This window comes from Halobellus limi (assembly GCF_004799685.1).
In the GTDB taxonomy this organism is placed as follows: domain Archaea; phylum Halobacteriota; class Halobacteria; order Halobacteriales; family Haloferacaceae; genus Haloquadratum; species Haloquadratum limi.
In genome coordinates this window covers 654,446-681,102 of record NZ_CP031311.1, presented here as the reverse complement: position 1 = coordinate 681,102, position 26,657 = coordinate 654,446, and the positions used below count along the sequence as shown (strand labels likewise).

The following is a 26,657-nucleotide window of genomic DNA, read 5'->3' as shown; positions in this document are numbered from 1 at the left end:
CCCGACGCCCCGACCGGAACCGGCCCGATCACACGCCGAGCCACTCGGGCACTCGTTTCCGAAAGAGCGTGTAGACCGCCGCGAGCGCGACGCCGGCGACGACGAGCGCTCGCAGCCAGCCGTCGAACGTCACCGCCGCGGGGAGCGCGAGGCCGACCGTGAGGAGGAGGTCCTCGGGGGCGCCGTCGTAGCGGACGACGTACTTCGGGCGGAGCCACCGACGGCGCGGGTGCAGATACACCGCGCGGTCGGAGGTGCGTTCCCACGGCCGGAGTTCCTCGCCCGCGCCGAACCAGTCCGAGACCGAGTGCAGCCCCGCCGCGAGGAAGAAGAGCGCGGCGGCGACGACGACGGGCGACGGGGAGACTGCCGCGGCGACGCCGACGAGGAGTCCGAGAACGGAGTAATAAACCGGGAAGTGGAGGCTCTTGCGGTGGACGCCCGCGAGGAGGTCCAGGTCGGGGACGACGCCGCCGAGGACCGCACCGGTCGCGGCGGGGACCGCGAGGTGCGGCGCGGCCGAGGCCACCGGAACCGCGAGGAGGAGGCCGGCGGCCGCGTGCGTGGTGACCATCATCGAACGGGACGAGGGGCCCGACGAATTTGAGTGTGTGCCTCCGTCCACTCGGAGGGCCGAAGACCCATACTAGAACAGCGGGTCGATCTCGCCGTCGCCGTCCCAGACGAGATCTCGAAGCGCCTCGGGGCGCTGGGCCGCGCGTTCCTTGAGGTTTCGCTGCGTCTCCGCGCCGATCTGCTGGAGTTCCTTGATCCGCGGGACGTCGGTGACGCCCGAGAGGACCACCAGCGCGGCGACGTAGTCGGAGTCGGGTATCGGATAGTCGCCGCCGCGGACCTCCATCGTGCCGGTCTCCTCCTCCAGCCACCGCTGCGAGCCCTCGACTCCCTTTCGACTCAGGTACCTCGGCGGACCGCTGACGATCACGAGCGCCCGCTCGGTGCTCTCGACGTTCGCCGGGAGCGTCAGGTTCCCGAGCGTCGCCCGGCGGACGGTGGTCGTGATCCGGTTCACGACGTCGGTCTCGTCGGGGTCGGGCTCGCGTCGGCCGAACAGTCCGCGCGCCGGTCGATCCAGTCGGGAGTTCGCGTAGCCGATAGTCGTCACGCCGCCGCCGGCGAGGGTGTTGATGATCTCGGAGGCGTCGACGACCGATTCGGGTACCGGCGGCTTCGACACCTCGCCGGCGCCCAGCAGGACGCCGAGGCGACGCGCGATCTCCTCGTTGATGCTCGCGTAGCCGCTCCGGAGGCTCTCGCCCGAGCGACGCCAGGCGTCGTTGTCGAAGACGAGGAGGTTGTCGACCTCCCGGACGAACGTCTGGAACGACCGCGCCGCGTTCAGCGTGTAGATCCCTCCCTCGTCGCTACCCGGGAGCAGTCCCAGCCCGTACACCGGCTCCGTGTAGAGCCGCGAGAGTTCGCGGGCGATGACGGGCGCGGCGCCCGACCCCGTTCCGCCGCCGAGTCCGGCGACGACGAGGAACGCGTCGACCTCGTGGACGGGCAGGTCGTCGACCGCCCCCCGGACCTCGTCGATGTCCTCCTCGGCGACGGTCACGCCGAGTTCGTTGTCGGCGCCGCAGCCGTGTCCCTTCACTCGCGATTGGCCGATGAGCACGCGCCTGTCGACCGGGATCCGGCTGAGGCCGAGCAGGTCGGCCCTCGCGGAGTTGACGGCGACGGCGTCGGTGACGAAGTCGACCCGACTCGCCGCCTCGTAATCCAGGATGGCGTCGGCGACCTTCCCACCGGCCTGCCCGACGCCCAGAAGTGCGATCTTCATCTATACCGGGATATCCACCGCTGGAACCAATATAGTGTCGCCCGTGTGAGAGACCCGGGACGTCGGCGACGCGTCAGAAACGGCGCAGGCGACGCGTCCGAAACTGCGCGGGTGGCGGGCCCTTGCGGCGCGGGTGGCGATCTCCTCGGATCAGTCGTCAGCGGGCGCGGGGTCACTCGGCCCGTCGGACTGACCGTCGAGCACCGGCGTGCCGTCCGCACGCGGCCCCAACCGCGGACCGTGCGGCGGGTCGTCGGGATCGATCCGACGACGGGTCCGGTAGTCGGTCGACCGCTCGACCGCGGGCCGGCCGATCGCCGAGATCATCTCGACGTACTGCTCGAAGGAGCGGAACTCGCCGTAGGAGCCGCCCGCCCGGGTCGTGATCTCCTCGGAGAGGATCGTCCCCATAAAGTCGTTCGCGCCGCAGTTGAGCAGTTTCAGCGCCTTCGCGTTGCCGAACTTCACCCACGAGGACTGGACGTTCTCGACGTTGTCGAGGAACAGTCTGGAGACCGCGACGAGCAGTTCGTCCTCGGCGTCGCTCGCGCCGCCGTCGACGACGCCGCGCTCGTACAGCGGCGTGTTCTGGTGGACGAACGACAGCGGCACGAACTCGGTGATGCCTCCCGTCCTGTCCTGGAGGTCGCGGACGACCTTCAGGTGACGGACGCGGTGGGCCTCGTTCTCGACGTGGCCGTACATCATCGTCGAGGTGACGTCGAGGCCGGCGGCGATCGCGCCCTCCATCGCCGCGACCCACTCGTCGGTCGAGATCTTCCCGGGGCAGATCACGTCGCGGACCTCCTCGACCAGGATCTCCGCGGCCGTGCCGGGTGCGGAGTCGAGGCCGGCGGCCTTCAGCTCCCGATACACCTCCTCGTGGGACCACTCGGTCCCGCGGCGGGCGTGGGCGGCCTCCTCGGGCGTCATCGAGTGGAGGTGGACGCCGCCGACGGACATCGCGCGCATCTGTTCGAGATACGTCCCCGGGTCGGTGTCGTAGGCGCTCGGGGTTTGTAATCGACGTCCCTGGCGGGGTCGTCGTGGGCGGCGAGGATCTCGCGGTGCTCCTCGTTCAGCGCGAACGCCGGATGAAGCCCCGAAACGGAGGTGACCTCGTAGATACCCCGCTCCAGGGCGTCCTCGACGATCGCACGCGACTCCGCGGGCGTCTTCGTGAACCCCGCGTGCTCGCCGTCGTGGTCGGTCTCGAACCGGTGGGCGGTGTCCTTGAAGTTGCAGAACAGACAGCCGGTGTTGCAGGCGGTCGTGACGTTGTTGTTCAGGTTCGCGACGAACGTCACGTCCTCGCCGACGACCTCCGCGCGCCGCCTGTCGGCCGCTTCGAGGACCTGCTCCTTCCGGATCGGATCGATTCCCCCCTCCTCGGTCCCCGTCGTCAGCAGTTCGATCCCGTCGTCGACCGTCAGGCGGTCGCCCGCGCGGGCCTTCGCCAGCGCGTTCTCGAACGACTGGTCCGTCTCGGGGACGATATCGAAATCGAACTCGGTCCCCTCGGTTACCGATGCCGCTGGCTCGCGCATACCCGTGAGCGACGGCCCCGACGATCAAAAAGTCAGGCGGTACCGGAGACGAAAGACGGGTGTCGAACGCCGGCGACGGAACGGGAAATCCGGGCTTCGACGACGCCTGACTCCGGCTCGGACGACGCCCGACTCCGGCTCCGACGTCGTCTGAATACACGAACGTGGGCAGATGGCTCCGCTCAGTAGGGGAAGTACGCACGGGAGTGGAAGCCTTCTTGTGGACTCCCGAGACAGTTCGCCGTATGACGAGCGTCAAGGAGTTCCGCGTCGAGACGGAGCCGACCGCGACGGAACTCGGTCGAGGCCGGTTCGTCTTCACCGATCAGTACTCCGTCTTCGACTGGGGGGAGATGCCCGATCACGTCCCCAAAAAGGGCGCGTCGCTGTGTACGATGGGCGCGTTCAACTTCGAGCGCTTGGCCGAGGCGGACGTGCCGACGCACTACGTCGGCGTGTGCGACCCGAACGGCGACGCGGCCGACGATGACACGGTCGACCCCGTCGCCCTCGACGACTGCGAGGAGCCGCCGACGGAGATGGCCATCGAACTCACGCAGGTGCCCGATCTCCCGTACCTCGGCGACGGCGCGTACGACTACGACGCCTACCACGACGCCGCGGGCGAGAACTACCTGATCCCCCTGGAGATCGTCTTCCGCAACACGGTCCCGGAGGGGTCCAGCCTCCGGTCGCGGGGGTCGCCCGCGGAGTACGGCCTCGATATGGAAGCGTGGCCCGACGAGGTCGTCGACCTCCCCGAACCGGTCGTCGAGTTCTCGACGAAGTACGAGGAACAGGACCGCTACCTCGCCCGTCCGGAGGCCGACCGGATCGCCGGCGCCGCCGACCTAGAAGACCTGGAGGACCTCGCGCTCGCGGTGAACGACGTGCTCAACCGCCGCGCCGAAGAGCGCGGGTTCGTCCACGAGGACGGCAAGATCGAGTGTCTGTACCACGACGGCGAGATCAGAGTCGCCGACGTCGTCGGCACGTTCGACGAGAACCGATTCTCCTATCGGAGCCAGGAGATCTCCAAGGAGGTCGTCAGACAGTACTACAAGCGGACGGACCCCGAGTGGGTCGAGGCCGTCTCGGCGGCGAAGGAACGCTCCCGCGAGGAGGGCGTCGCCGACTGGCGGACGCTCTGTGAGCGATCGCCGGAGTCGCTGCCGGCGGACGTCCTCGACGCCGTCTCAGACCTCTACGCCGCGGGGACGAACGCCTACACGGGGACCGAGTGGTTCGACGCCCCCGACGTCGACGACGCCGTCGACGCCGTGCGCGACCTGTAGAGACGAGCGACGGCCCCGTGTGGGGGCTGCAGGCACGAACGACGACGCGGGCCTCGCCCGCCGATTACCACGTTCGTGCATAACCGAATCAGTCCAAAACGACTTTTACGCACGACCGCGCACTACGACTCGATGACGACGTACACCGCGACGGTGACGGTCCGCCTCAAGCGGGGCGTGTTGGACCCCGAAGCCGAGACGACCAAGCGCGCGCTCGAACGCCTCGGCTTCGAGTTGGACGCGCTCCGCTCGGCGGACCAGTTCGAGGTCGACCTCGACGCCGAGTCGGCCGAGGCCGCGGCCGACCGGGCCGACGAGATGGCCGAGCGACTGCTCGCGAACCCGACCATCCACGACTACGACGTCGAGGTGGCCGAATCCTGATGTCGGTCGCTTCACCGACACCGACCGTCGTTACGGCACACGGAGGTGCCTCGCCGTGACGGTCGCTGTCGTCACCTTCGGCGGGTCGAACTGCGACCGCGACGCCGTCCGCGCGCTCTCCCACGTCGGCGTCGACGCCGAGCGCGTCTGGCACGAGGACGGCCTGCCGTCCGACGTCGACGGCGTCGTCCTCCCCGGCGGCTTCTCCTACGGCGACTACCTCCGGGCGGGCGCGATGGCCGCCCACTCGCCGATTATGAACGACGTCCGCGACGCCGCAGACCGGGGCGTGCCGGTCCTGGGCGTCTGCAACGGCGCACAGATCGGCTGCGAGTCGAAACTGACGCCCGGCGCGTTCACGACGAACGCCAGCGCGCGCTTCCAGTGTGAGTCCGTCCACCTGCGCGTCGAGAACGCCGAGACGCCCTGGACCGCCGCCTACGACGTCGGCGACGTGATCGAGGTCCCGATCGCCCACGGCGAGGGTCGCTTCGAGATCGACGAGGAGCGCTACGACGACCTCGTCGCCGAGGACCGGATCCTCTTTCGCTACTGTGACGCCGCCGGGAACATAACCGAAAAGGCGAACCCGAACGGCTCCCGCGGCAACGTCGCCGGGATCCTCGGCGACCGGGAGACCGTCGCGGTGATGATGCCGCACCCCGAACGCGCGTCACTGCCCGACCTCGGCCGCAGCGTCGACGGCCAGGGCGTGCTGCGGGCGTTCGTCTGAGCTACTCGCAGGAACCGAAAGAGCGGATCAGCCGACGGGACGAACCGTGATCAGGCCGCGGCGGGAGTCCCGACGGCCGCTTCGGTTTCGGCCTCGACGAGGTCCTTCGTGTTCTGCAGGTGCATCCGGAACTGGCGGTCGTTGTACCGGACCGCCACGGGTTCGAGCAGGCTTTCGAGGAGCGAATCCCCGAACTCGTAGGTCGCCTCGTGAACGATCTGGGTCCCGGCGTCGGTCGCCGAGTAGCGGTTGTTGATCTCGCTTCGCATCCCGGACCCCTCGACCAGAACGCGCAGGTGCTCGTTCGGTTCGACGACAGTCATCTCCATTTCGACGTCCTGGGAGATCCCCAGGAGCTTGTAGACGGCGCGCATCCGGGCGCCGGTCTCTGTCTCCTCGACGACTTCGAGGTCCCGCAGGCTGGACATCGTCCGCGGCCAGTTCTCGGGGTCGCTGTCGAAGGCGAAGACGGTCTCGACGGGCGCTGCAATCTCTATCGTGTGTTCGAATGTGGGCATTGGTGTTACGCTCCGGTCAAACCCTCACGCACTCGCCCTCCGCAACCGCGGGAAAACTGCGTCGTCTGACTAGGTGTACGATGGACCGCCGAGGAGATATAGTCGTAGTGAGCCGTGTGCGCGTTGCGCTCGGCGGGGACTCCGACCTCCGAGAAGGTTCGAAGGCGACGCTCGGGCTACCGCGCCAGCGGCATCCCGTAGCTCGTCTCTTCCTCGACCACGTACTCCCAGGTCGCCTCGCAGTCGCAGGAGACCTGCTCGAAGACGGAGGGGTCCTGCCGGCGGTCGAAGTCCTTGATCGCCGTCTGGACTCTGTCGTCGCACTCGCCGCAGTTGTGCGGACCGCGGTCGGAGCCGTGCCCGACGGGGTCGGAGACGACGATAGCGTCGACGTCGGCCGTCGCTTCGAGGACCTCGGCGACCGACCAGAGCCACGGCGGGCGGTAGCCGCCGCGGAAGAACAGCTCGTCGACCATCGTGTACCGCTGGACGTTCGTCGGGTTCATCGAGACCGTGTGACAGCCGTCGACGGCCGCACACCGACGGACCGAGGCGATCATGTCGTCGACGGCCTCCGACTCCGAGAGGAACGGCGGCTTCATCAGGAGGTACGCCTTGACCCCGGCGTCGACGCCGTCGGCCTCCAGGTCGGCGTCGCGGGCCTCCTCGCAGGCGGCCTCGAAGTCCGCGAAGTCGAAGTACTTGTTCACGCAGTCGTGTCTGATCCGGTCCGTCGCGGTCTCTAAGCCGATCGCGACGTCCGTCGACAGGCCGACGTCGGTGAAGTCGGCGATCTTCTCGCGGTCGACGAAGTCGGGGAGGGACTCGACGACGATCCGCTCGCGGTCGGCGAACGTCTCGGCGATGGCCTGCCGAGTCTCGGCTCCGACCTCGCGCTCGTCGAGGAACGATCCGGAGGTGTAGATCTTGATCAGCTCGGCGGGCTCCTCGGCGTTTTCGCTCTCGTGTTCGAGACAGACGTCGATCTGGTCCATCAGCGCGTCGTGGGCGACGCTGCCGCCCTCGACGGACTCGGCGACGTAACCGCACATCGTGCAGCCGCCGGCGCGGGCCCACCGGCAGCCACCGGTGTTCAGGATGATCGTGAGCGACTGGACCACCCCGTCGGGGGTGTTGTCCTCGTCGAGCCAGACCCGGGTCGGCTCGTGGGGGTCGTAGTGCTTCTCCTTCTCGCTCCGGATCTCCCGCATCACCTGGTTGTGGGCGTCCATCCCCTTGCCCCGCTCGTAGACCTCCGGGCTCGGTTGACTCATTGGGAGTCGCTACTCGACGAACCGGTAAATCTCCGTCGTCTGTGCGTGCCCCTCGTCGGCGCCGTCGCGGCTGCGGTGGGGGCGATCGCCGCGTCGGCGGACGTAACGTGTTCCGGTTACCCACCGAAGGCAACGACTAACAGAATTCGGGTCCAATGTAAGAATGGACATTAACTATGACAGATCTAGGTGGATTCAACGACCACGTCGCCCGCGTCGACCTCACGAGCGGGGACGTGCGGTACGAGGGGATCGACGAGGAGGACGCGCGCAAGTACATCGGCGGGCGCGGCCTCGGCGTGAAGTACGTGTTCGATAACGGCACGGACGTCGACCCGGAGGGGCCGGAGAACCTGCTCGCGTTTATGAACGGCCCGCTCACGGGGACGCAAGCGCCGATGAGCGGTCGAATCGCCGTCTGTACGAAATCGCCGCTGACCGGGACGGTCACGGACTCCCACCACGGCGGTTGGTCGGGCGCGCGGCTCAAGTGGTCCGGCTTCGACGGCCTCCTCTTCGAGGGTCGGGCCGACGAGCCGGTCTACGCCTACGTCGAGGACGGCGAGGTCGAACTCCGCGACGCCTCCGACCTGTGGGGGATGGGCGTCCACGACACGATGGACGCCATAGAGGAGGGCCACGACGGCCAGTTCGGCAAGAACCTCTCGGCGATGGCGATCGGCCCGGGCGGCGAGAACGGCACGAAGTACGCCTGCATCATCAACGAGGACGACCGCGCCTCCGGGCGCGGCGGCACCGGCTGCGTGATGGGCTCGAAGAACCTGAAGGCGGTCGTCGTCAAGTCCGGGACGAAGATGCCGAAACCCGCCGACCCGGAGACGTTCACCGAGGGCTACCAGCAGGCGATGCAGCTCATCCGCGAGTCCGACGTCACCGGCCCCAACGAGGGCGGGCTGTCGCTGTACGGCACGAACGTCCTGATGAACCTCGCCGAGGAGATGGACGGGCTGCCGACTCGGAACGGGAGATACACCTCGACGCACTCGGAGGCCGAAGACGATCCGAGCGAGCCAAACATCGACGCCGAGAAGGTCTCCGGCGAGAACGTCCGCGAGAACATCCTCGTCGACGAGCCGACGTGTCACTCCTGTCCGGTCGCCTGCAAGAAGGAGACGGAAGTCACCTACGAGCACAAGGGCGAGGAGATGAACGTCCGCGGGGAGTCCTACGAGTACGAGTCGGCGTACGCGCTCGGCCCGAACTCGATGAACGACGACCGCGACTCCATCGCCGTGATGATCAACAAGTGCAACGACCTCGGGATCGACACCATCGAGACCGGGAATATGCTGGCGATGGCGATGGAGATGACAGAGCAGGGCAAACTCGACGACCTCGACGACGGGCTCGAGTGGGGCGACAAAGAGCACATGATCGACCTGCTCGAAGAGATCGCCCACCACGACTCCGAGCTCGGCGAACTCCTCGCGAAGGGCCCCCGCCGCGTGGCGGAGGAGCGCGACGCGCACGACAACTCGCTGGCGGTCAAGGGCCAGACGATCGCCGCCTACGATCCCCGCGCGATGAAGGGGATGGGGATCGGGTACGCCACCTCGAACCGCGGCGCGTGTCACCTCCGCGGGTACACGCCGTCGGCGGAGATCCTCGGCATCCCGGAGAAGGTCGACCCCTCCGAGTGGGAGGGCAAGGGCGAGCTGTGCGCGCTCTTCCAGGACCTCCACGCGATCTCGGACTCCTTCGACATCTGCAAGTTCAACGCCTTCGCGGAGGGCATTGACGAGTACGTCGCCCAGTACAACGGGATGACCGGCCGCGACGTCACCGAGGACGAACTGATGGAGGCCGGCGACCGCATCTACACCCTCGAACGCTACTACAACAACCTCGTCGGCTTCGACGGCGAGGACGACTCGCTGCCGGGTCGGTTCGTCGAGGGACACGACGAGGCCATCCCCGGACAGGGCGGGGCCGAGGGACAGCTGTGTGAACTCGAGAAGATGAAAGAGGAGTACTACGAGCGTCGCCAGTGGGTCGACGGCGTCGTCCCCGACGACCGACTCGACGAACTCGGGATCGAGGTCGGCCCCGGCACGGGCGTCTCCAGCGGCGACAGCCCCGCGCCGGCGGACGACTGATTCCCGACCGCCGACGGATTCGGGCGGCCGAGACGGGAATCGACACGACAACGCTGATGGCAGTGCGGTCCTGAGGCCGAGACGCGGACGCCGCCTCGGCACCACCGGACGCGACAGGTCGGTCGGGTCGCGCGGCCGCCGCAGGGCGAGGGTCGAACCACGCGGACCCGCCTTTTCGAGGGAAACGATCCGCCGCCGACACGCGTCGAAAAACCACCCGGCGAGTGCCAGCTACGCGTCGTCGGCCTGCCTGTCCAGCGAGACGAGCACGCCGCGCGTGTTCAGTCGCTCTTCCGCGCGGGCCTTCCGCTCGCCCCACACCTCGACCATCTCGGAGTGCTCCTCGAAGTGCTCGATGACGGCCTCGTCGTCGCCGAGTTCCGCTCGCTTCTGTCTGACGGCCTCGACCCACTCGACGAGCGTCCGCTTGTACCCTTCCATCAGCGCCGGGTCGTACTCGACGTCGCCGTGGTGACCGAAACAGAGCGTCTCGGGCGCGAGGTCCTCGATCGTTCGGACGTCGTCGAGGCAGCCCTCGAGGTCGAACTGCGGCGGCGGCGACGTCTCCCTGATCTCGTCGCGCTCGGGGACGTAGACGCCGGCCGCGTCGCCGGTGTACAGCAGGCCGTCGCCGGGCTCGAAGAACACCGAATGGTGAGGTGCGTGCCCAGGCGTGTGGATCACCGAGATCGTTCTGTCCCCGAGGTCGACCTCGTCGCCGTCGGCGAGCGGCTCGACGCGGTCTTCGGGAATCGGCCTCGGGTCGGCGTAGAATTCCCAGTTGTCGCCGACGGCGTCTTTCGTGCTCACGACGAGCCGTTCGGGGTCGACGAGGTGCGGCGCGCCGATCTCGTGGGTGCGGACCGTCGCGTTCGGGCAGGCCTCGACGAGGTAGCTCGCGCCGCCGGCGTGATCGAGGTGGACGTGCGTCAGGAGGACGTGCTCGACGGCCTCCCGTTCGATGTCGAGGTCGTCAAGCGCGTCGAAGACGTGCTCGCGGTTCCAGCCGGTCCCCGAGTCGACGATCGCGGGTTCGTCGCCGTCGACGACGTAGACCGAGCCGTGCCGCGGGGTGTCGTGGATCCCGACGTCGACGTAATGGACGTCGTCCGTTCCCTCGACCGCGAAGAGGTCTCCGATGGCCATGGCTGAACGGCGTCGCGCGGAGAAAAAAGCGTTCCCGTCGGCGGAACCGACGTCGCGAGCGACGCCCCGTCTTCGAGCGCGGCGACTCGCTCCGCGGCCCCGGTTCGACGCGGCGGTTTCGGCCGGGCGTCGAAACCGCCACCCGTTTATTCCGCGCGGTCGACGCTCCGGTATGAGCGAAACACTCGAAGAGGAACTCTATCAACGGACCCTCGCGCTGCTCGAACCCGGCGAGATCGAACTCGTCGGTGCGATCGTCCACACGAACCTGGAGAGCCAGGAGGACCTGGAGATGCAGGAGCTCACCGTCGAGATCAACGACGTCCTCGCCGAGCACGCCGAGAAGGGCGAGACGTACATCTACGCCGGCAACGACACCGAGGAGTTCGCCTCGAATCAGTTTCAGGGACTCACCCTGGAGGGGGACGCCTTCGTCTGGGAGTGCCAACAGCTGCTCCGGGAGGGTACCTTCGACATCGTCTTCTACTACGAGGCCGGCCCCGATCAGGACGCGCTCGCCGACGATCTGGAGGCGTTGGAGTACGTCGACGGCGTGACTGCGGTCCCGTAGTCGAGGGTCGGGACGGATTCGAGAGCCCCCGAACTCGACGACGAATCCGGGTGCCGTTCCGAGATGACGGGGGGTCGGTCCGAGCGGGTAGACGTGTCCAGTCCGAACAGCAAAAGTCGGATGAAGCTCCGGCGAGACGGATCTGGTATGGGAACAGGTGCGGCGGGGAGCGGAACGGGCGACCGGGAACCGGAACCGACGCGGGAATCGATCCGCTCGGAGTTCCTCGGTCGTGATCTCCCCCGTCACCTCGCGCTGTTCTACGACTCCATCGAGACGCAGCTCGCGGTCTGTGCCGCGTTCGTCCGATGGGGGTTCGACGACGGACGGCGGGTTCTGTACCTGTACGACGAGAACGAACCCGACGAGATCGAGGCGGCGCTGCGGGCGGCCGACGTCGACGTCGAGCGCCGGACGGCCGACGGCGACCTCCGGATCGCAGACGCCGGGTCGGTGTACCTCGACGAGGAGTTCGATCCCGATCGGCTGATCGAGTGCCTCGAACGCGAGGCCCACGACGCGGTCGAGGCCGGATACACCGGTCTCGCGGTCGCCGGCGAGAACACCTGGTGTTTCCACACGTCGTTCTCGTTCGATCACATCCTGGAGTTCGAGTGCGATTTCGACGCCTGCGTCCCCGACCTGCCGGTCAGGGCGCTGTGTCAGTACAGCCTCGACCGGTTCGACGGGGAATCGATCGGGAAGGCGCTTTGGACGCACGAGTACGTCGTCTACCGCGGGCGGATCTGCGAGAATCCCTTTTACGTCTCTCCGGAGGAGTTCCGGGGCTCGGTGACCGACCAGTCCGGAGCGGAGCTGATGTTAGAGCAGACCTACAGCCTCGCGCAGGCCCGGCGGGAGATCCGGCGGCGACGGCAGCGGATCGAGGTCCTGAACCGGACGCTCAGACACGACGTCCGGAACGAGGTCAACGTCATCCTGGGACACCTCGACGGCGCCCTCGACGACGACCGGCTCGACGGGCAGGACCGCGAGCGGATCGAGGTCGCGCGACGGTACGCCGAGCGGATCGCTCATACCTCCGAGAAGGCGCGGTACGCCGAGGAGACGCTCTCGGAGGAGCGGTCCGGAGAGGTCGACCTCGCACGGCTCGTCGACCGCGCCGCCGAGACGCTGTCCGATCGCCGTCCGGACGCCGAGATCACGACATCGATCGACGGCTCGTGGACTGTGATCGCGGATCGACACCTCCTCCGGGCCGTCGAGGAACTGCTCGAAAACGCGATCGGTCACCAGGATCGCGCTCCCCCGGAAGTGACGGTCTCCGTTCGGAGACGCGGCGACAGCGTCGAGATCGAGGTCGCGAACCCCGGAGAACCGATCCCCGAGGACGACCAACGGGCGCTCAGACGGGGCCGGGAGACGCCCCTCTCGCACGGCCACGGGATCGGCCTCTGGATGGTGAAGTGGATCACCGAGAACTCGAACGGTTCGCTGCGGTTCCCGCGGGCCGACGGGGAGTGCCGCGTCCGCATCGAACTCCCGTCGTCGGCGATCGTCTGATCGCCGCCGCCGAAGCCGAACCGGCCCACCGGTCTGCGACCCCTCCGAGACGCTTATCCTCGCCCGCCCCCGAGTGCGTGTATGAGCGAGACAGCCGCGGAGGTCTCGGATCTCTCCGAACTCGACCGCGCCGTCATCAACGCGTTCCAGGGCGGGTTCCCGGTCGTCGAACGGCCGTTCGGGCCGGCGGCGGCCGCACTGCGCGAACGCGGCGTCGACGTGAGCGCGGACGAACTGCTCGATCGGATCCGCGAACTCGACGAGGCGGGCACGCTGAGCCGCTTCGGGGCGCTCGTGAACGCCGAGGAGATCGGCGGGACGGCCACGCTGGTCGCGATGCACGCGCCCGAGGACCGCTTCGACGAGGTCGAAGAGGCGGTCAACGCCCATCGCGAGGTCGCGCACAACTACGAGCGCGAGCACCCGCATCTCAACATGTGGTTCGTCGTCAGCGTCGCCGACGAGGACCGCGTCGGGGAGGTGCTCGACGAGATCGAGACCGAGACGGGACAGGAGACGTACAACATGCCGAAACAGCGGGAGTTCCGCGTCGAGGCGAAGTTCCTCGTCGACGGCCCGGTCCCCGACGGCGACGTCGACCTGTCGGATCTCGGTCCGGACGTGGTCCCGACCGAGTCGCGGACGCTGACGCCCGCAGAGCGCGACCTCGTCGTCGAGATCCAGGGCGGCCTGCCGATCACCGAGACGCCCTACGCGGACGTCGCCGACGCGATCGATCGCGACGTCGAGTGGGTCGTCGAGACGATCAAGCGCTTCGAGCGGGAGGGGAAGGTCCGCCGCGTCGGCGTCGTGCCGAACCACTACGCGCTCGGCTACACCGAGAACGGGATGACGGTCTGGAACGTCCCCGACGGGGTCGTCGACGAGGTCGGCCCCGCGGTGGCGTCGCTGCCGTTCGTCACCCACTGCTACCGGCGGCCGCGCCACGAGGGCGTCTGGCCGTACAACTTCTTCGCGATGACTCACGGGCGCTCCGAGGCCGAGAGCGAGCGACGGATCGAGCAGGTGCGCGAGACGATGCGCGAGTACTGGGACGTCGGCGAGGACGACTGGGACTCGCTGTTCTCGACTGGCATCCTGAAGAAGACGGGAATCAGACTCGACGAGCGCGCCGCGGCGAACACCGAATGAGCAGGCATCAGGAGCGTCCGAGTAAGCGGATGTGGAGGGGCGTCCGAACGAGTAGACTGAGGAACGTCCGAACGAGCGAGACACGAGAGCGAGGCTCACAGGGATGATCCCGCTGTATCACGACTTCACCGGGGAGACGGTACTCGTCTTCGGCGGCGGCCCCGTCGGCGCGCGGAAGGCCGGACGCTTCGCCGCGGAGGCGCGCGTCGTCGTCGTCAGCCCCGAGTTCGACGAGGGGCGCGACTGGGAGGCCGACGAGACCGCCGAGGGCGAGATCGCGCGGGTTCGGGCGCGACCGACGCCCGACGGCGTCGACGCGTGGATCGCGCGGACGGGCCCGGTCCTCGTCGTGGCCGCGACCGACGACGGGGCGGTAAACGACGCCGTCGCGGCCGCGGCGCGGGATCGAGGCCTGCTCGTCAACCGCGCCGACAGCAGTTCGATCGGGCCGGACGGATCCGACGAAAATGACACGGCGGACGGATCGGGCGAAGGCGATACGGCGGACGGACCCGACGACGACGCCGTGGACGGACCGGACGAAGACGCCGCCGCGGACCGACGGGATGGAAGCGACCCGACGACCGGAAACACAGGCGATCCCGACCCCGTCCGCGATGTCGTCGTCCCCGCGACGGTCGCGGACGGAGACGTCCGGATCGCGATCTCGACCGGAGGGAGGAGCCCGGCGCTCGCGAAGTACCTGCGCGAGCGGATCGAAGCGGAGATCGAGGGGGCGGAAGCGATGGCGGCACTGACCGGGGAGTTACGGGCCGATCTACGCGCCTCGAACCTCGATCCGTCCGCGCGTCGTGATGCGATCCGTGCGGTGGTTCGCGACCCGCTGGTTTGGAAGGCTTTACGTACGGGGGCGTCCAATCCCCGCCGAGAGGCGACACGCGTGATACGGAACACGACAGGGGGTGACCGATGGACGTGGGAGTGATCTGTGGGTCCCGTGTGTCGCACGACCGCGCCGGCGTCGACGAGATCGAAGACGCGGCGGGCGAAGACGTCCGGGCGGTCGTCGAGACGCTTCTCGACAGCGAGGGCGTCAGCGAAGCGTTCGCGATTCAGACCTGCAACCGGGCGGAGGCGTACGTCGTCGCCGAGTCCACCGCACGGGGGCGACGCGCGCTCGAGGCGGTTCACGGAGACGCGCCCGACGACGCCGTCGTCGAGACGGGCCACGAAGAGAGCCTCCGACACCTGATCCGCGTCGCCGCGGGGCTCGAATCGCTCGTCCTCGGCGAGGACCAGATCCTCGGGCAGTTCAAGCGCGCGGTCGAGATCGCCCGCAACGCGGGCGCGCTCGGGGCGACGCTGGAGATCGGGCTCACGAAGGCGGTCCACGTGGGCGAGCGGGCGCGGACCGAGACCGAGATCAACGAGGGAGCGATCTCGATCGGCTCCGCGGCCGCGCGGCTCGCCGAGACCGAGATCGACCTCGACGGGTCGACTGCGCTCGTTGTCGGTGCCGGCGAGATGGGCAAACTCGCGGCCAACGCCCTCGCGGACGCCGGCGTCGCCGAACTGACCGTCGCCAACCGGACCGTCCCGCACGCCGAGCACGTCGCCGAGACCGTCGAAACGCCCGCACGGGCGGTTTCGCTCGATGCGGTCGCGGACGCGCTCGACGGCGCCGACGTCGTCGTCACCGCGACGAGTCATCCGGAGTACCTGCTCGACCCCGACGACGTCGGCGAGGCGGGCGAGACGCTCGTGATCGACCTCGCCCAGCCGCGCGACGTCCACCCCGACGCCGCGGAACTCGAGGAGGTCGTCGTCCACGACATCGACGCCTTGGAGTCGGTCACCGAGGAGACGAAAGCGGCTCGAAAGGCCGCAGCCGAGGAGGTCGAGGCGATGATCGACGCGGAGTTCGATCGGCTGCTGGACACCTACAAGCGGCGGCAGGCGGACGAGGCGATCAGCACGATGTACGAAGCGGCCGAGCAGGTGAAGTCCCGCGAGGTCGACACCGCGATCTCGCGGCTGGAGGCGCAGGGCGAGTTGACCGACGAGCAGCGCGAGACCGTCGAATCGATGGCGGACGCGCTCGTCGGCCAGTTGCTCGCCGCGCCGACGAAGAGCCTCCGCGACGCCGCCACCGAGGACGACTGGTCGACGATCCAGACGGCGATGGCGCTCTTCGATCCGGAGTTCGGCGAGTCGCGGACGTCGATCGCGCCGGGTTCCCGGCGGGAGCGAAACGGCCGAGAGGCCGGCGACGACCGGAAAACGGAGGCTTCCGCGACCGATGCCGCGGGCGACTGCGAGACGAAGCAGTCGGGCGACGAGGAGGTCCCGCAGTACGCCCTCGAGAGCGCCTCCGACGACTGACCGGGTTCTTTCTTTTGCGACCGATCGGGAGGCGGGAGAAACGTTATGCGGCCGGCGAGTGACGTACTCGGTATGGCAGAGCTACTCTCAGACGAGGAGATCCGAACGCAACTCCCGGACGAGTGGGAGCAGGAGGGCGACGAGATCGCGCGAACGTACGCGTTCGACGACTACCTGGCCGGCGTCTCATTCGCCACGCAGGTCGGAGAAGTCGCAGAGGAGGAGTTCCACCACCCCGAGATCCGCATCGGCTACGAGGAGGTGGAGGTCCGACTCACCAGCCACGAGGAGGGCGGCATCACCGAGAAGGACATCCGGCTGGCGAACCTCTTCGACTCGGAGTACTGACCGAGACCGTGGACGCCGCCTACGTCTTCCGCGTCCGGGTGCGGTTCGAGACGCCGCCCGAGGTCAGCGTCTCCCCGGAGACCGTCGAGACGACGGTCGAGGTCGCCGCCGACCCGCCCGGGGAGGGCGAGTGGCTGTTCTTCCGCGACGCGCTCTGGCGCGGCGAGGTCGGCGACGAGCGACACGCGCGCGAACTCGCCGAGTCGTGGCTGTCGGTGCCCGTCGAGGACATGTCGTTCAGCGAACTGCGTCTCGATCCGGCGTACCGCGAAGCGCTCGAAGAGGCGATCGAGTCGGCCCCCGGCGAGTTCGACGGCGATAGTCCGCGCGACGTGCTCCACCGGCACCTCGGTTCCAGCATCCGCGTCGTCGAGGGGTGAGGGACGGGACACCGTCGTGACGGTCGAAACGCAGTCGATCGCCGTCGCGACGGTCGAGAGCGGCCGACCGCCGCCGCCGAAATACACTTACGGGGGCGCGGCGTACCTCTCCGCCCGATGAACGCCGATCCGATCGACGCCGCCTACGACTTCTGGCTGTTCGACCTCGACGGCACGCTCGTCGACGCCGAGTGGTCGTACACCCGCGAGGTGTTCGACCGCGTCGGCGACAGGGTGGGCCGGGAGTTCACCGACCGCGAGGCGGAGGTCATCTGGCACGGACTCGGCGGGGGACGCGACCCGCAGCTCCGCGAGTGGGGGATCGACCCCGAGACGTTCTGGCCGGCGTTTCACGCCGTCGAAGATCCACAGGCCCGCGCGGAGGCGACGTACCTCCACGACGACGCCGCCGACCTCGTCTCCGAACTCGTCGCCGCCGACGTGCCCGTCGGCGTCGTGACCCACTGCCAGGAGTTCCTCGCCGAACCGGTCGTCGAGCACCTCGACGTCGGCGACTGGTTCGACGCGTTCGTCTCCTGCACCGCCGAGACCGGCTGGAAGCCGGATCCCGGCCCGGTCCACCGGGCGATCGAACGGCTCGGCCTGCATCCGTCCCGTCCCGGCCGCGGCGTCCTCGCCGGCGACGGCGCGAGCGACGTCGGCGCGGCCTGGAACGCCGGACTCGACGGCATCCACGTCGAGCGGCACTCGCCGGAGCACCGGGGGCGCTGCGTCCTCGCCGATCACCGCGTCTCCTCGTTCGACGAACTCTCGCTTCCGGACCGCGGCTTCGACGTCGCCGCCGACGGCGGGACCGTCGAAGCCGAACCGGGACCGTAGACGTCGCGACGCTTACCGTTCCGACGACAGCGACGACGCCTCGTACCCCGCGAGCGACGCGAACAGTCCGTCCTCGCCCGCGGTTTCGAGCGCTTCGGACAGTTCCTCGACGCCCGGTTTCTCCGTTCGGTCCGGGTTCGCACGGATGCCGACCGACTCGGTCCCGAGCGAGACGAACCCGAGTCCGAGTTTCTCCGCGGTCGCCCGGAGGCCGAGACCCGCGTCGGCGTCGCCGCGGGCGACAGCGCGGGCGGGGCTCTCGAACCCCTTCGAGCCGATCTCGTAGCCGCGGATCGCGTCGGCGAGTTCCGCCCGGGAGACGCCGCGTTCGGCGGCCAGTTCCTCGATAGCGGCGTCGAGGCTCGCGCGGACGCCGGCGTCGCGGCCGCGGTTGTGGAACGCGAGGTCGCGATCGACGAGGTCGGCGAGCCCCCCGACCTCCGCGGGGTTGCCGTCGGGGACGACCAGTCCCCACTCGCGGGTCCACCCGCCGAGGTCGACGCTGTCGACGTCGCGTTCGACCGGTCCGGCGACGACCGCGACGTCGGGCACGCCGCCGCCGAGCCGTCGGAGCCCCTCGCGGCTCCCCACCGGGAGGAATCGCGGGTTCTCCAGCCGGTCCAGCAGCCGAGAGAGCGCGGGGTCGTCCTCGCCGACGGCGAGCAGCGTCGGCGCGCGCACGTCCGGCGAGAACAGTTGCACGTCGACGGCTTCGCCCTCGTCGAGGTACTCGGTGTCGGGATCGACCGCGACGACGCCGTCGGCCTCGACGAGCGACGTCGTCGCCCCCGACCCCTTGTCGACCGGATAGACGAGCGTCTCGCCCGCCTCGTCGGCGAGGAGGCCGACGGGCATCAGGCGGAGCCGTCCCTCCGCGTAGCGCTCGCGGACGGCCATCCGCCCCCGGACGGTCGCGATCTGCGATTCGGGGAGCCCGGCGGCCTCGCGGATCGCGGGCGCGACGAACGTCCGGAAGATGGTGAGCGCGGAGACGGGGTAGCCGGGCAGGCCGACGTAGGCGCTGTCTTCGAGTTCGCCGACGAGCATCGGTTTTCCGGGCTTGACCGCGACCCCGTGCAAGAGCAGGTCGCCGCGCTCTTCGATCACCCGGTAGATGACGTCGACCGCCGAGGCGGAGGTCGACCCCGAGGAGAGCACGAGGTCGCACTCCTCGGCGGCCTCGACGAGCAGCCGTTCCATCTGCTCGTAGTCGTCGCCGGCGTGCGGGTACAGTTCCGCCTCGCCGCCCGCCTCCTCGACGCCCGCGGCGATGGTGTAGCTGTTGACGTCGTAGATCTCGCCGCGCTCGCTGCGGAGCTCCTCGCCCGGCCGGACGAGTTCGTCGCCCGTCGAGACGATGCCGACCGTCGGCCGACCGCGGACGGGCACCTCGTCGATCCCGAGTGCCGAGAGCAGGCCGATCTCCCGCGGCGTGAGTCCGGTTCCGGGTCCGAGCGCGCGAGCGCCGGCGGCGACGTCGGTGCCGGCGAGCATCACGTTGTCGCCGGGGGCGACGGCCGTGCGGACGGCGACGGCCTCGCCCACTTCCTCGGTGCGCTCGACCATCACGACCGCGTCCGCGCCGTCGGGCATCACCGCGCCGGTCGATATCTCGGCCGCCTCGCCCTCGCCGACCTCGACGTCGGGTTCCGTGCCCGCGTGAACGGACCCGACGAGGTCGAGTGTGACCGGATCGACCTCGTCCGCGCCGAAGGTGTCGCGGCCGCGGACGGCGTAGCCGTCCATGCTCGCGCGGTCGAACCCCGGGACGTCGAGGTCGGCGTCGATCCGCTCGGCCAGGACTCGCCCGCGCGCCTCCGCGAGGGGGACCGTCTCCGCGTCGGGAGCGAGGTCCAGCGACTCGATCGCGTCGTGGGCCACGTCGGGGTCGACGAGGTCCCGGAACTGCTTGCGGTCGCTCACGCCGACCACTCCCAGTGCTCGACGGTGACGGTCTCGCCCGCGTCGTAGCCCTCGCGGCCCTCGGGGACGACGACCCAACCGTCCGCGAGCGCCACCGAGGAGAGGACGCCCGACCCGGACGCGCGGGTCGGCGTCGCCTCGGGGAGGTCGCCGCCCTCCGGTTCGCTGTCGGTCTCGGCCGCCGTCGCGTCGGCGTCAGCCCCCGTCGCGTCCTCGGCGACGTCAGCCGCCGTGGCGTCGCCGTCTCCCAGCCGAACCCGCGCGAACGTCCGCACGCCGGGTTCGCTCGGGATCTTCCGGGCGAGTCGCGCGCGTGTCGTCGGCTGCGGATCGTCGGGGAGATGCCCCACGTGTTTCACGAGCGGCCGGAGGAACTGCACGGCGTTGACGATGGCGGCGACGGGGTAGCCGGGCAGCATCACGACGGGCGTCTCCTCGACGACGCCGAGCGCGACGGGGTGGCCCGGCTTGAGCGCGACGCCGTGGACGAGCACCTCCCCGAGGTCGTCGACGACCTCCGGGAGGAGGTCGCGCGCCCCCACGGAGGAGCCGCCGGTCGTCACGACGACGTCCTTCGTCAGGTCGCGCTGGATCGCCGCCCGCAGCGCCGACTCGTCGTCGGTGACGACGTTGCGATAGGTGGGGAGGCCGCCCCAGCGCTCGACCAGTCGGGAGACGGTGAGGCCGTTGGTCTCGATCACCTCGCCGGGGTCTGGGTCCTCCTGTACCAGCTCCTCGCCCGTGGGAATCACCCCGACGGTCGGCCGCTCGTAGACGCTCACGCGGTCGACGCCGACGGACTTCAGGAGGCCGAGATCGGAGGGGCGGAGCCGGTGGCCCGGCTCGAAGAGTTCCTGCCCCTCGGCGACGTCCTCGCCGACGGGGGCGACGTTCTCGCCCTCGGTGACGGCGTCGAAAACCTCGAGGTCGTCGCCGACGCGCTCGGCGTGTTCGATCATCACGACGGCGTCGGCCCCCTCGGGGAGTTCGCTGCCGGTGTGGACGCGGACGGCGGTCTCGGGGCCGACGGACGCCTCGGGGACGGACTCGGCCTCCCCGTCGGCGACGCGCAGGATACCGGGCGAGCGGTCCGACGCGCCGAAGGTGTCGCGGGCGCGGACCGCCCAGCCGTCCATCGCCGAGCGCTCGTAGTCGGGGACCGCGCGTTCGGAGGCGATCGGTTCGGCGAGCGCGCGGCCGTCCGCGGGGACGAGCGAGAGCCGTTCGGTTCGGTCGTGCGGCGTCGCCGCGTCGAGCAGCGTGCGGCGGGCGGCGTCGATCCGGGTTCGGTCCTTGAACCCGGCCGACTGGCGCTCGGGCGGCGTGTCGTCGGTGTCCGCAGAATCCATACGTGACGTTGCGGTCGCGAGTACAAAAAGAGCCGCGGCACGCGCCGCCGGTTCGGAGTCGCCTCGTCGCGTCCGGCGGCGTTCGGAGCCGGACTGACGGTTCGGAGACGGTCGAGTCGCGTTCGAGCGGACCGACGGAAATCGGTGCTTGTAGCTCTTGTGGCCGACGTCCCGGGGAACAACCGCGGGCTTTTTCGACCCGCCGTCCCTAGCGGCGTGTATGACAACACTGCGGGACGCGCTTCGGGAACTCCCGGAGTCGGTGTTCGCCGACCTGCTGGAGTCCGAGGACGCCTACCGGATCGTGCTCGATCTCCCCGGAGTGACGGCCGAGACCGCCGAGATGCGCGTCGATCGCGGCCGGCTCGTCGTCGAAGCGAGACGAGAGAAGGACGTCCCGGCGTCGTTCGCCTACGTCGAGGAGGGGCGCTCGCTGTTCATCGACGCCGAGCTGCCGCTGCCGCCGGACGCGACCGGTGCGGGGGCCACCGCGGAGGTCGAACGCGGCGTCTTCACCGTCACGCTCCCGAAGCGGGACGCCGCGGCGGGCGAGACGATCCCGATCACGTCGGCCGGAGACGACGCGTAACCGCCGGGTGGTCACGCTGGTGAACCTCCGCGCGTACTGGCGATTCCTCGTCGTCGTCCGACAGTTCTTCCCGCTGATCGTCGCGTACACCCGTGACCGGCGGAAGTACGTCGTCTTCGGCGGGAGCCGACGCGTCGACACCGAGACACGCATCGAACGCGCAGAGATCCTCCTGGACTCGCTCTTGACGCTGGGGCCGACGTTCATCAAGCTCGGGCAACTGCTCTCGACGCGGCCGGACATCCTCCCGGCGGAGTACATCGACGTGCTGTCGAGCCTCCAGGACGACGTTCCGCCGGCCCCCTGGGAGGAGTCGCGGCAGGTCCTCGAAGCGGAACTCGGCCCCGTGGACGACGCGTTCGAGGACTTCGACCGCGAGCCGATCAGCGGCGCGAGCCTGGGGCAGGTCTACACCGCGCGGTACGAGGGCGACCCGGTCGCCGTGAAGGTCCGCCGACCGGGGATCGAGGAACTCGTCGAGGCCGACCTCCGCGTCGTTCGGTGGTCGCTGCCGCTCATCCGCCGGTTCATCGGGCAGGGCCGGGCGTTCTCCCTGGAGAACCTCGCCGACGAGTTCGCGAAGACGATCCGCCAGGAGATGGACTACAGTCGGGAGAAGCGCATCCTCGAAGAGATCAAGTCGAACTTCGCCGACAGCCCGGAGATCCGGATCCCGCGGCCGATCGACGCGCGGTCCGGCCCGCGCGTGCTCACGATGGAGTACCTGCCGGGAACGAAGATCAACGACGTCGAGACGCTCGACGAGAAGGGGCTCGACCGGACGCAGTTGGCGACGACGCTCCAGCGCGTCTACCTCCAGATGATCGTCGACGACGGCGTCTTCCACGCCGACCCCCACCCGGGGAACCTGGCGGTCACCGACGCCGGCGAGATCATCTTCTACGACTTCGGGATGTCGGGGCGGGTCGACCCGTTCATCCAGGAGAAGATCATCGACTTCTACGTCGCCGTCGCGAACCAGAACATCGACGCCATCTTAGACACGCTCGTCGAGATGGGGACGCTCTCGCCGGAGGCCGACCGGCAGGTGATGGGCGACGTGATGGAACTGGCCATCGCCGACGCCCGCGGGGAGGACATCGAACAGTACCGCGTCCAGCAGATCATCGAACAGGTCGAGTCGACGATCTACGAGTTCCCGCTCAGACTGCCCCAGAACCTCGCGTTGGTGCTCCGGGTCGCGACCGTCGTCGAGGGCGTCTGCGTGACGCTGGACCCCGACTTCGACTTCATCTCCGTCGCGACCGACTACCTCGAAGAGGAGGGCTACTACGAGGAGACGGCGAAACAGTTGATTCAGAAGGGCGGGAAACAGGTCCAGGAGACCTCCCGGGCGCTGTTCGAGGTGCCGCCGAAGCTCAACCGGACGCTCGACCGCGTCGAGAACGAGAACCTCTCGATCAACGTCCGGCTCGAAGACGAGAACGACGTGCTGGATCGGCTCGCACGCCGGATCGTCTACGGCCTCTTCGTCGCGGTGGGGGCGCTTTCGACGGCGATCCTCTACGCGTTCGAGGGCGCGAGCGTGGTTCCGGCGGCCGTCGCCGCCGTGTTGACGCTACCGGCGCTGGTGGCGCTGTACCGGTCGTTCCGTCGGAAGAAGGGGATCCGCGCGAAACCGCAGTTCACGCGACAGAGCATGCGCGAGCGGCGCGGCCGGGAGTAGCTGTCGCACCCCTCGACACCGTTTTCCAGACCGAAGTCGACCGCCAGTACATTCCTGCCGACCCGGAAGCGATCGCCACCGCGTTATCACCATTGAGTATTTGACACGTGGATTTATCCGGTGGACCGACGACGTCGCGGGTATGACGCGATGGCGGGCCGTCGCGGGCGGGTTCGCACTCGCGGCCTGCAGCGAGGCGCTCGTCTTCGCCGCGACCGGGCGGGTGACGCTCGTCGGCGGCCTCGCCGGGAGCGCGCTCGCGGGGTACCTCGCCGGCGAGGAACCCGCCGAGGGGGCCTGGCACGGACTCATGTCCGCGATGGCGTGGGGGATCGTCCTGATCCCGGGGCTGGTCGCGCTCTCGGTCGTCACCGACGCGCCGCTGCCGTTCCCGATCGAGTTCCTGCTCCCGCTCCTCGACACGGCGGGCGAGGCGACCGCGGCGATCCTCCTGAGCGCGAGCCTCCCGAACGTGGCGGCCGGCGCGCTCGGGAGCCTCACGCGGCGGCGGGACGATACGCGCGGGCGATCTGACGAGCACGCGGGACGGCGCCCGGCCGAGGGCGAACCCGAGGACGCTCGATAGTGGTTACTGCGACCGTTTTCACGGCTGGTGTCGACAGGCGCCGGCAGGGATTCCGCTCACCGAGACAGATCGTCACGACGCTGCCGACTCGCAGCAACCACGACGTGGGAGTCGGGGAGTTCCGGGGTCTCACCGAAGCCACGGGCCGTTTCCAAACCGTTTATACCGACCACACGACAATCCCGACGTATGCCGAAAGAGCAGAAGCAGGTCCGCGAACTGCAGGAAGGCAGCTACGTGATGATGGACGACTCGCCGTGTAAGATCAACGCCTACAGCACCGCGAAGCCCGGCAAGCACGGCAGCGCCAAGGCCCGCGTCGAGGGGAAGGGAGTCTTCGACGACAAGAAGCGCTCGCTGAGTCAGCCGGTCGACGCGAAGGTGTGGGTGCCGATCATCGAGCGAAAGCAGGGCCAGGTCGTCTCCGTCACCGACGGCGACGCCCAGATTATGGACCTCGAGACCTACCAGACGTTCACGATGCGCATCCCCGAGGGCGAAGACCTCTCGCCCGACGACGAGATCGAGTACCTCGAGTACGAGGGCCAGCGGAAGATCGTCTGATCGGCGATGTTCCCAGGGGCGACCGCATCGCGTGCCGACGCCGCGTACGTCGTCGTGGGCGCCCCGCTGGATATCTCGACAACGTTCCGACCCGGGACCCGATTCGGTCCCGAGAGAATCCGGCGGTTCGCCCGGCCGTTCGACGACTACGACCGGCGAACCGACCTGCGTTTTTCTGACTGTTCCGTCCACGACTACGGCGATGTCCGCGCCTGGGACGACGCCGCGGAGTACCTGACGTGGCTCTCGGGCGAACTCCGAGCCGTCGTCCGCGAGGGGGCCGTCCCGCTCCTCCTGGGCGGCGAACACACCGTCACCGCGGCCGGCGTCGAGGCCGTCGCGCCGGACGTGTTCGTCTGCCTCGACGCGCATCTGGACCTCCGCGAGGCGTACGACGGCAACGCGTACAGCCACGCGACCGTGACGCGGCGAGTTCTGGAAGGGAGGCGAGACAACGGCGTCGACGACGCAGACGACGACAGCGCGGCCAACGGAGCGGACGCCGGCGTCGAAGCCGACGTCGGGGAGGTCGTCGTCCTCGGCGCGCGGACCGGGTCTCCTGAGGAGTGGGAGCGCGCCGAGCGCGACGACGTGACCGTCGTCGCCCCCGAGGACGTCGCCGACTTCGACCTCGAAGCCCACCTCGACGGGCGCAGCGCGTACCTGAGCGTCGACGTCGACGCCGCGGACCCGGGGTTCGCGCCGGGGACCGGCACGCCGGAGCCGTTCGGGCTGGAGCCGCGAGAGATGCGCGACGTCGTGCGGACGGTCGCCCCGCACGCCGAGGGGTTCGACGTCGTGGAGGTCAACGACCGCGACGACGGCCAGGCGGCGTCGCTGGCGGCGAAGCTCTGTCGGGAGTTCGTGTTCTCACACACCGACGGATAGCGCCCGTCGAACCGACGGATAGCGCTGTCGCAGGCAACGACGGATAGCGCCCGTCGCGCCGATCGGTCCATACAGATACAAGCGTCCGGGCGCCGTCGGCCGGGGTATGGAACTCTCGACGCTCACCGACAGGCTCGACGAGCGACTCGACACCGACGCCTACGCCGACGTCGACGCCAGCGCGAACGGCCTCCAGGTCGGCCCCGGCGACCCCGCCCGCACCGGGCGCGACTCGTCGCCGGCGGTCGACCACGTCGCCTTCGCCGTCGACGCCGCGGCGGCGACGATCGAGGACGCGGCCGCGGCGGGCGCCGACGTGCTCGTGACGCACCACGGCCTCGTCTGGGGCGGCCTCGACCGCGTGACCGGCCGCGAGTACGAGAACGTCGCCGCCCTCGTCGAGAACGACCTCGCGCTGTACGTCTCGCACCTCCCGCTCGACGGCCACGGGGAACTCGGGAACGCCGCCGGCCTCGCCGACTTCCTCGGCCTCGACGTCGACTCCCGCGAGCCGTTCGGGACGCTGGGGCCCGTCACGATCGGGCAGCGCGGCCGCGCGTCGGACGCCTACGACGTCGCGGAACTGCGGGAGCGACTCGCCGGCCTCGACACCGGCGGACGGGAGCCGCGGGTCCTCGACTTCGGTCCCGAGGAGATCCGAGACGTCGCCATCGTGACCGGGTCCGGCGTCGACTGGCTCGGCGAGGCGGCCGACGCCGGCGTCGACGCCCTCGTCACCGGCGAGGGCAAACAGCAGGTGTACCACGAGGCCCGCGAGGCGGGCGTCAACGTCTTCCTCGCCGGTCACTACGCGACGGAGACGTTCGGCGTCGGAGCGCTTTCGGACCTCGTCTCGGAGTGGGGAATCGAGACGACCGTGCTCGACCATCCGACCGGGTTGTAACACGCGAAAGTCAGCCACAGCACTGATATAGCCGTTATCACGCCAGATAACCAGCGGCGTCGGCCTGCTCCTCCCGGAGACGCAGGCCCTCGTGTTCACCTACCTCGACATCGTCTCGAAGGTCGGGTTCGTCGCCGTCGCGCTGCGAAGGATGCGAGGCCTCGCGACCGCGGAGACGGAACCGGGCGTCG

25 protein-coding genes and 1 pseudogene are annotated in these 26,657 nt (G+C 69.3%); 18 read left to right on the top strand and 8 right to left on the bottom strand.

Translation table 11 applies throughout. The features are described 5' to 3' along the window. Positions 1–28: 28 nt before the first annotated feature. From DV707_RS03510 to cofH, 3 genes and pseudogenes are all read right to left on the bottom strand, one after another. Positions 29–577 (bottom strand): hypothetical protein, encoded by a 549-nt coding sequence (locus tag DV707_RS03510; protein WP_103990592.1) that lies wholly within the window; start codon positions 575–577, stop codon positions 29–31. A gap of 69 nt (positions 578–646) precedes the next feature. Beyond that, positions 647–1,804, bottom strand: coding sequence for a tubulin/FtsZ family protein (locus tag DV707_RS03505; RefSeq protein WP_103990593.1), 1,158 nt, complete (start codon positions 1,802–1,804; stop codon positions 647–649). 150 nt (positions 1,805–1,954) lie between these two features. Then, positions 1,955–3,351 (bottom strand): annotated as a pseudogene (gene cofH, locus DV707_RS03500) (7,8-didemethyl-8-hydroxy-5-deazariboflavin synthase subunit CofH). A gap of 245 nt (positions 3,352–3,596) precedes the next feature. Here cofH and DV707_RS03495 point away from each other — a divergent pair. From DV707_RS03495 to purQ, 3 genes are all read left to right on the top strand, one after another. After that, entirely contained in the window at positions 3,597–4,646 is a 1,050-nt protein-coding gene (locus DV707_RS03495) for a phosphoribosylaminoimidazolesuccinocarboxamide synthase (protein WP_103990595.1), read from the top strand. A 132-nt stretch (positions 4,647–4,778) separates the two neighbouring features. After that, on the top strand, positions 4,779–5,030 hold the full coding sequence (purS, locus tag DV707_RS03490; protein ID WP_103990596.1) for a phosphoribosylformylglycinamidine synthase subunit PurS: 252 nt from the start codon (positions 4,779–4,781) through the stop codon (positions 5,028–5,030). 55 nt (positions 5,031–5,085) lie between these two features. Beyond that, complete coding sequence (gene purQ / locus DV707_RS03485; protein ID WP_103990597.1) at positions 5,086–5,763, top strand: phosphoribosylformylglycinamidine synthase I; 678 nt, start codon at positions 5,086–5,088, stop codon at positions 5,761–5,763. 50 nt (positions 5,764–5,813) lie between these two features. Here purQ and DV707_RS03480 read toward each other — a convergent pair whose 3' ends face one another. Continuing rightward, on the bottom strand, positions 5,814–6,281 hold the full coding sequence (locus tag DV707_RS03480) for an SRPBCC family protein (protein ID WP_103990598.1): 468 nt from the start codon (positions 6,279–6,281) through the stop codon (positions 5,814–5,816). Between the two features lie 176 nt (positions 6,282–6,457). After that, a complete protein-coding gene (locus DV707_RS03475) occupies positions 6,458–7,555 on the bottom strand; it encodes an archaeosine biosynthesis radical SAM protein RaSEA (RefSeq protein ID WP_103990599.1) in 1,098 nt (365 codons plus the stop codon). Between the two features lie 176 nt (positions 7,556–7,731). Here DV707_RS03475 and DV707_RS03470 point away from each other — a divergent pair, with 176 nt between their 5' ends. Continuing rightward, positions 7,732–9,672, top strand: a complete 1,941-nt coding sequence (locus DV707_RS03470) for an aldehyde ferredoxin oxidoreductase family protein (RefSeq protein WP_103990600.1) — start codon at positions 7,732–7,734, stop codon at positions 9,670–9,672. A gap of 231 nt (positions 9,673–9,903) precedes the next feature. Here the strand turns inward: DV707_RS03470 and DV707_RS03465 are convergent, their stop codons facing one another. Beyond that, on the bottom strand, positions 9,904–10,818 hold the full coding sequence (locus DV707_RS03465) for an MBL fold metallo-hydrolase (RefSeq protein ID WP_103990601.1): 915 nt from the start codon (positions 10,816–10,818) through the stop codon (positions 9,904–9,906). Positions 10,819–10,990: 172 nt separating this feature from the next. Here DV707_RS03465 and DV707_RS03460 point away from each other — a divergent pair, with 172 nt between their 5' ends. The 8 genes from DV707_RS03460 to DV707_RS03425 all read left to right on the top strand — a co-directional run bounded on the left by DV707_RS03460 (position 10,991) and on the right by DV707_RS03425 (position 17,976). After that, positions 10,991–11,389 (top strand): DUF5778 family protein, encoded by a 399-nt coding sequence (locus tag DV707_RS03460; protein WP_103990602.1) that lies wholly within the window; start codon positions 10,991–10,993, stop codon positions 11,387–11,389. Positions 11,390–11,536: 147 nt separating this feature from the next. Further along, positions 11,537–12,913: an MEDS domain-containing protein gene (locus tag DV707_RS03455; RefSeq protein WP_160113912.1), complete on the top strand. Its 1,377-nt coding sequence runs from the start codon at positions 11,537–11,539 to the stop codon at positions 12,911–12,913. Between the two features lie 81 nt (positions 12,914–12,994). Further along, positions 12,995–14,065 (top strand): siroheme decarboxylase subunit beta, encoded by a 1,071-nt coding sequence (ahbB, locus tag DV707_RS03450; protein ID WP_103990604.1) that lies wholly within the window; start codon positions 12,995–12,997, stop codon positions 14,063–14,065. A gap of 103 nt (positions 14,066–14,168) precedes the next feature. Then, complete coding sequence (locus tag DV707_RS03445) at positions 14,169–15,011, top strand: precorrin-2 dehydrogenase/sirohydrochlorin ferrochelatase family protein (protein ID WP_103990605.1); 843 nt, start codon at positions 14,169–14,171, stop codon at positions 15,009–15,011. Next, a complete protein-coding gene (gene hemA / locus DV707_RS03440; protein WP_103990606.1) occupies positions 14,996–16,408 on the top strand; it encodes a glutamyl-tRNA reductase in 1,413 nt (470 codons plus the stop codon). The genes DV707_RS03445 and hemA overlap by 16 nt, the downstream gene beginning before the upstream one ends. Positions 16,409–16,480: 72 nt before the next feature. Further along, positions 16,481–16,756 (top strand): 4a-hydroxytetrahydrobiopterin dehydratase, encoded by a 276-nt coding sequence (locus DV707_RS03435; RefSeq protein ID WP_103991236.1) that lies wholly within the window; start codon positions 16,481–16,483, stop codon positions 16,754–16,756. Positions 16,757–16,764: 8 nt separating this feature from the next. Beyond that, positions 16,765–17,136 carry an LWR-salt protein gene (lwrS, locus tag DV707_RS03430; protein WP_103990607.1) on the top strand — a complete coding sequence of 124 codons (372 nt, stop codon included), beginning with the start codon at positions 16,765–16,767 and terminating at the stop codon, positions 17,134–17,136. 117 nt (positions 17,137–17,253) lie between these two features. Then, positions 17,254–17,976, top strand: coding sequence for an HAD family hydrolase (locus tag DV707_RS03425; RefSeq protein ID WP_103990608.1), 723 nt, complete (start codon positions 17,254–17,256; stop codon positions 17,974–17,976). Positions 17,977–17,988: 12 nt separating this feature from the next. Here the strand turns inward: DV707_RS03425 and DV707_RS03420 are convergent, their stop codons facing one another. Then, positions 17,989–19,899: a molybdopterin biosynthesis protein gene (locus DV707_RS03420; RefSeq protein ID WP_200820845.1), complete on the bottom strand. Its 1,911-nt coding sequence runs from the start codon at positions 19,897–19,899 to the stop codon at positions 17,989–17,991. Next, on the bottom strand, positions 19,896–21,248 hold the full coding sequence (locus tag DV707_RS03415) for a molybdopterin molybdotransferase MoeA (RefSeq protein WP_103990610.1): 1,353 nt from the start codon (positions 21,246–21,248) through the stop codon (positions 19,896–19,898). Before DV707_RS03415 ends, DV707_RS03420 begins: the two co-directional genes overlap by 4 nt. Before the next feature lie 220 nt (positions 21,249–21,468). On the opposite strand from DV707_RS03415, the gene DV707_RS03410 reads away from it, so the two are divergent. From DV707_RS03410 to DV707_RS03385, 6 genes are all read left to right on the top strand, one after another. Continuing rightward, entirely contained in the window at positions 21,469–21,837 is a 369-nt protein-coding gene (locus tag DV707_RS03410; protein WP_103990611.1) for an Hsp20/alpha crystallin family protein, read from the top strand. A 7-nt stretch (positions 21,838–21,844) separates the two neighbouring features. After that, positions 21,845–23,524, top strand: a complete 1,680-nt coding sequence (locus tag DV707_RS03405; RefSeq protein ID WP_103990612.1) for an ABC1 kinase family protein — start codon at positions 21,845–21,847, stop codon at positions 23,522–23,524. Between the two features lie 142 nt (positions 23,525–23,666). After that, positions 23,667–24,110 carry a DUF5518 domain-containing protein gene (locus tag DV707_RS03400; RefSeq protein WP_160113913.1) on the top strand — a complete coding sequence of 148 codons (444 nt, stop codon included), beginning with the start codon at positions 23,667–23,669 and terminating at the stop codon, positions 24,108–24,110. A gap of 189 nt (positions 24,111–24,299) precedes the next feature. Beyond that, complete coding sequence (locus DV707_RS03395) at positions 24,300–24,674, top strand: translation initiation factor IF-5A (RefSeq protein WP_103990613.1); 375 nt, start codon at positions 24,300–24,302, stop codon at positions 24,672–24,674. 6 nt (positions 24,675–24,680) lie between these two features. Next, on the top strand, positions 24,681–25,562 hold the full coding sequence (locus DV707_RS03390; RefSeq protein WP_103990614.1) for an agmatinase family protein: 882 nt from the start codon (positions 24,681–24,683) through the stop codon (positions 25,560–25,562). Positions 25,563–25,668: 106 nt separating this feature from the next. Continuing rightward, positions 25,669–26,466, top strand: a complete 798-nt coding sequence (locus tag DV707_RS03385; RefSeq protein ID WP_103990615.1) for a Nif3-like dinuclear metal center hexameric protein — start codon at positions 25,669–25,671, stop codon at positions 26,464–26,466. Positions 26,467–26,657: the final 191 nt, after the last annotated feature.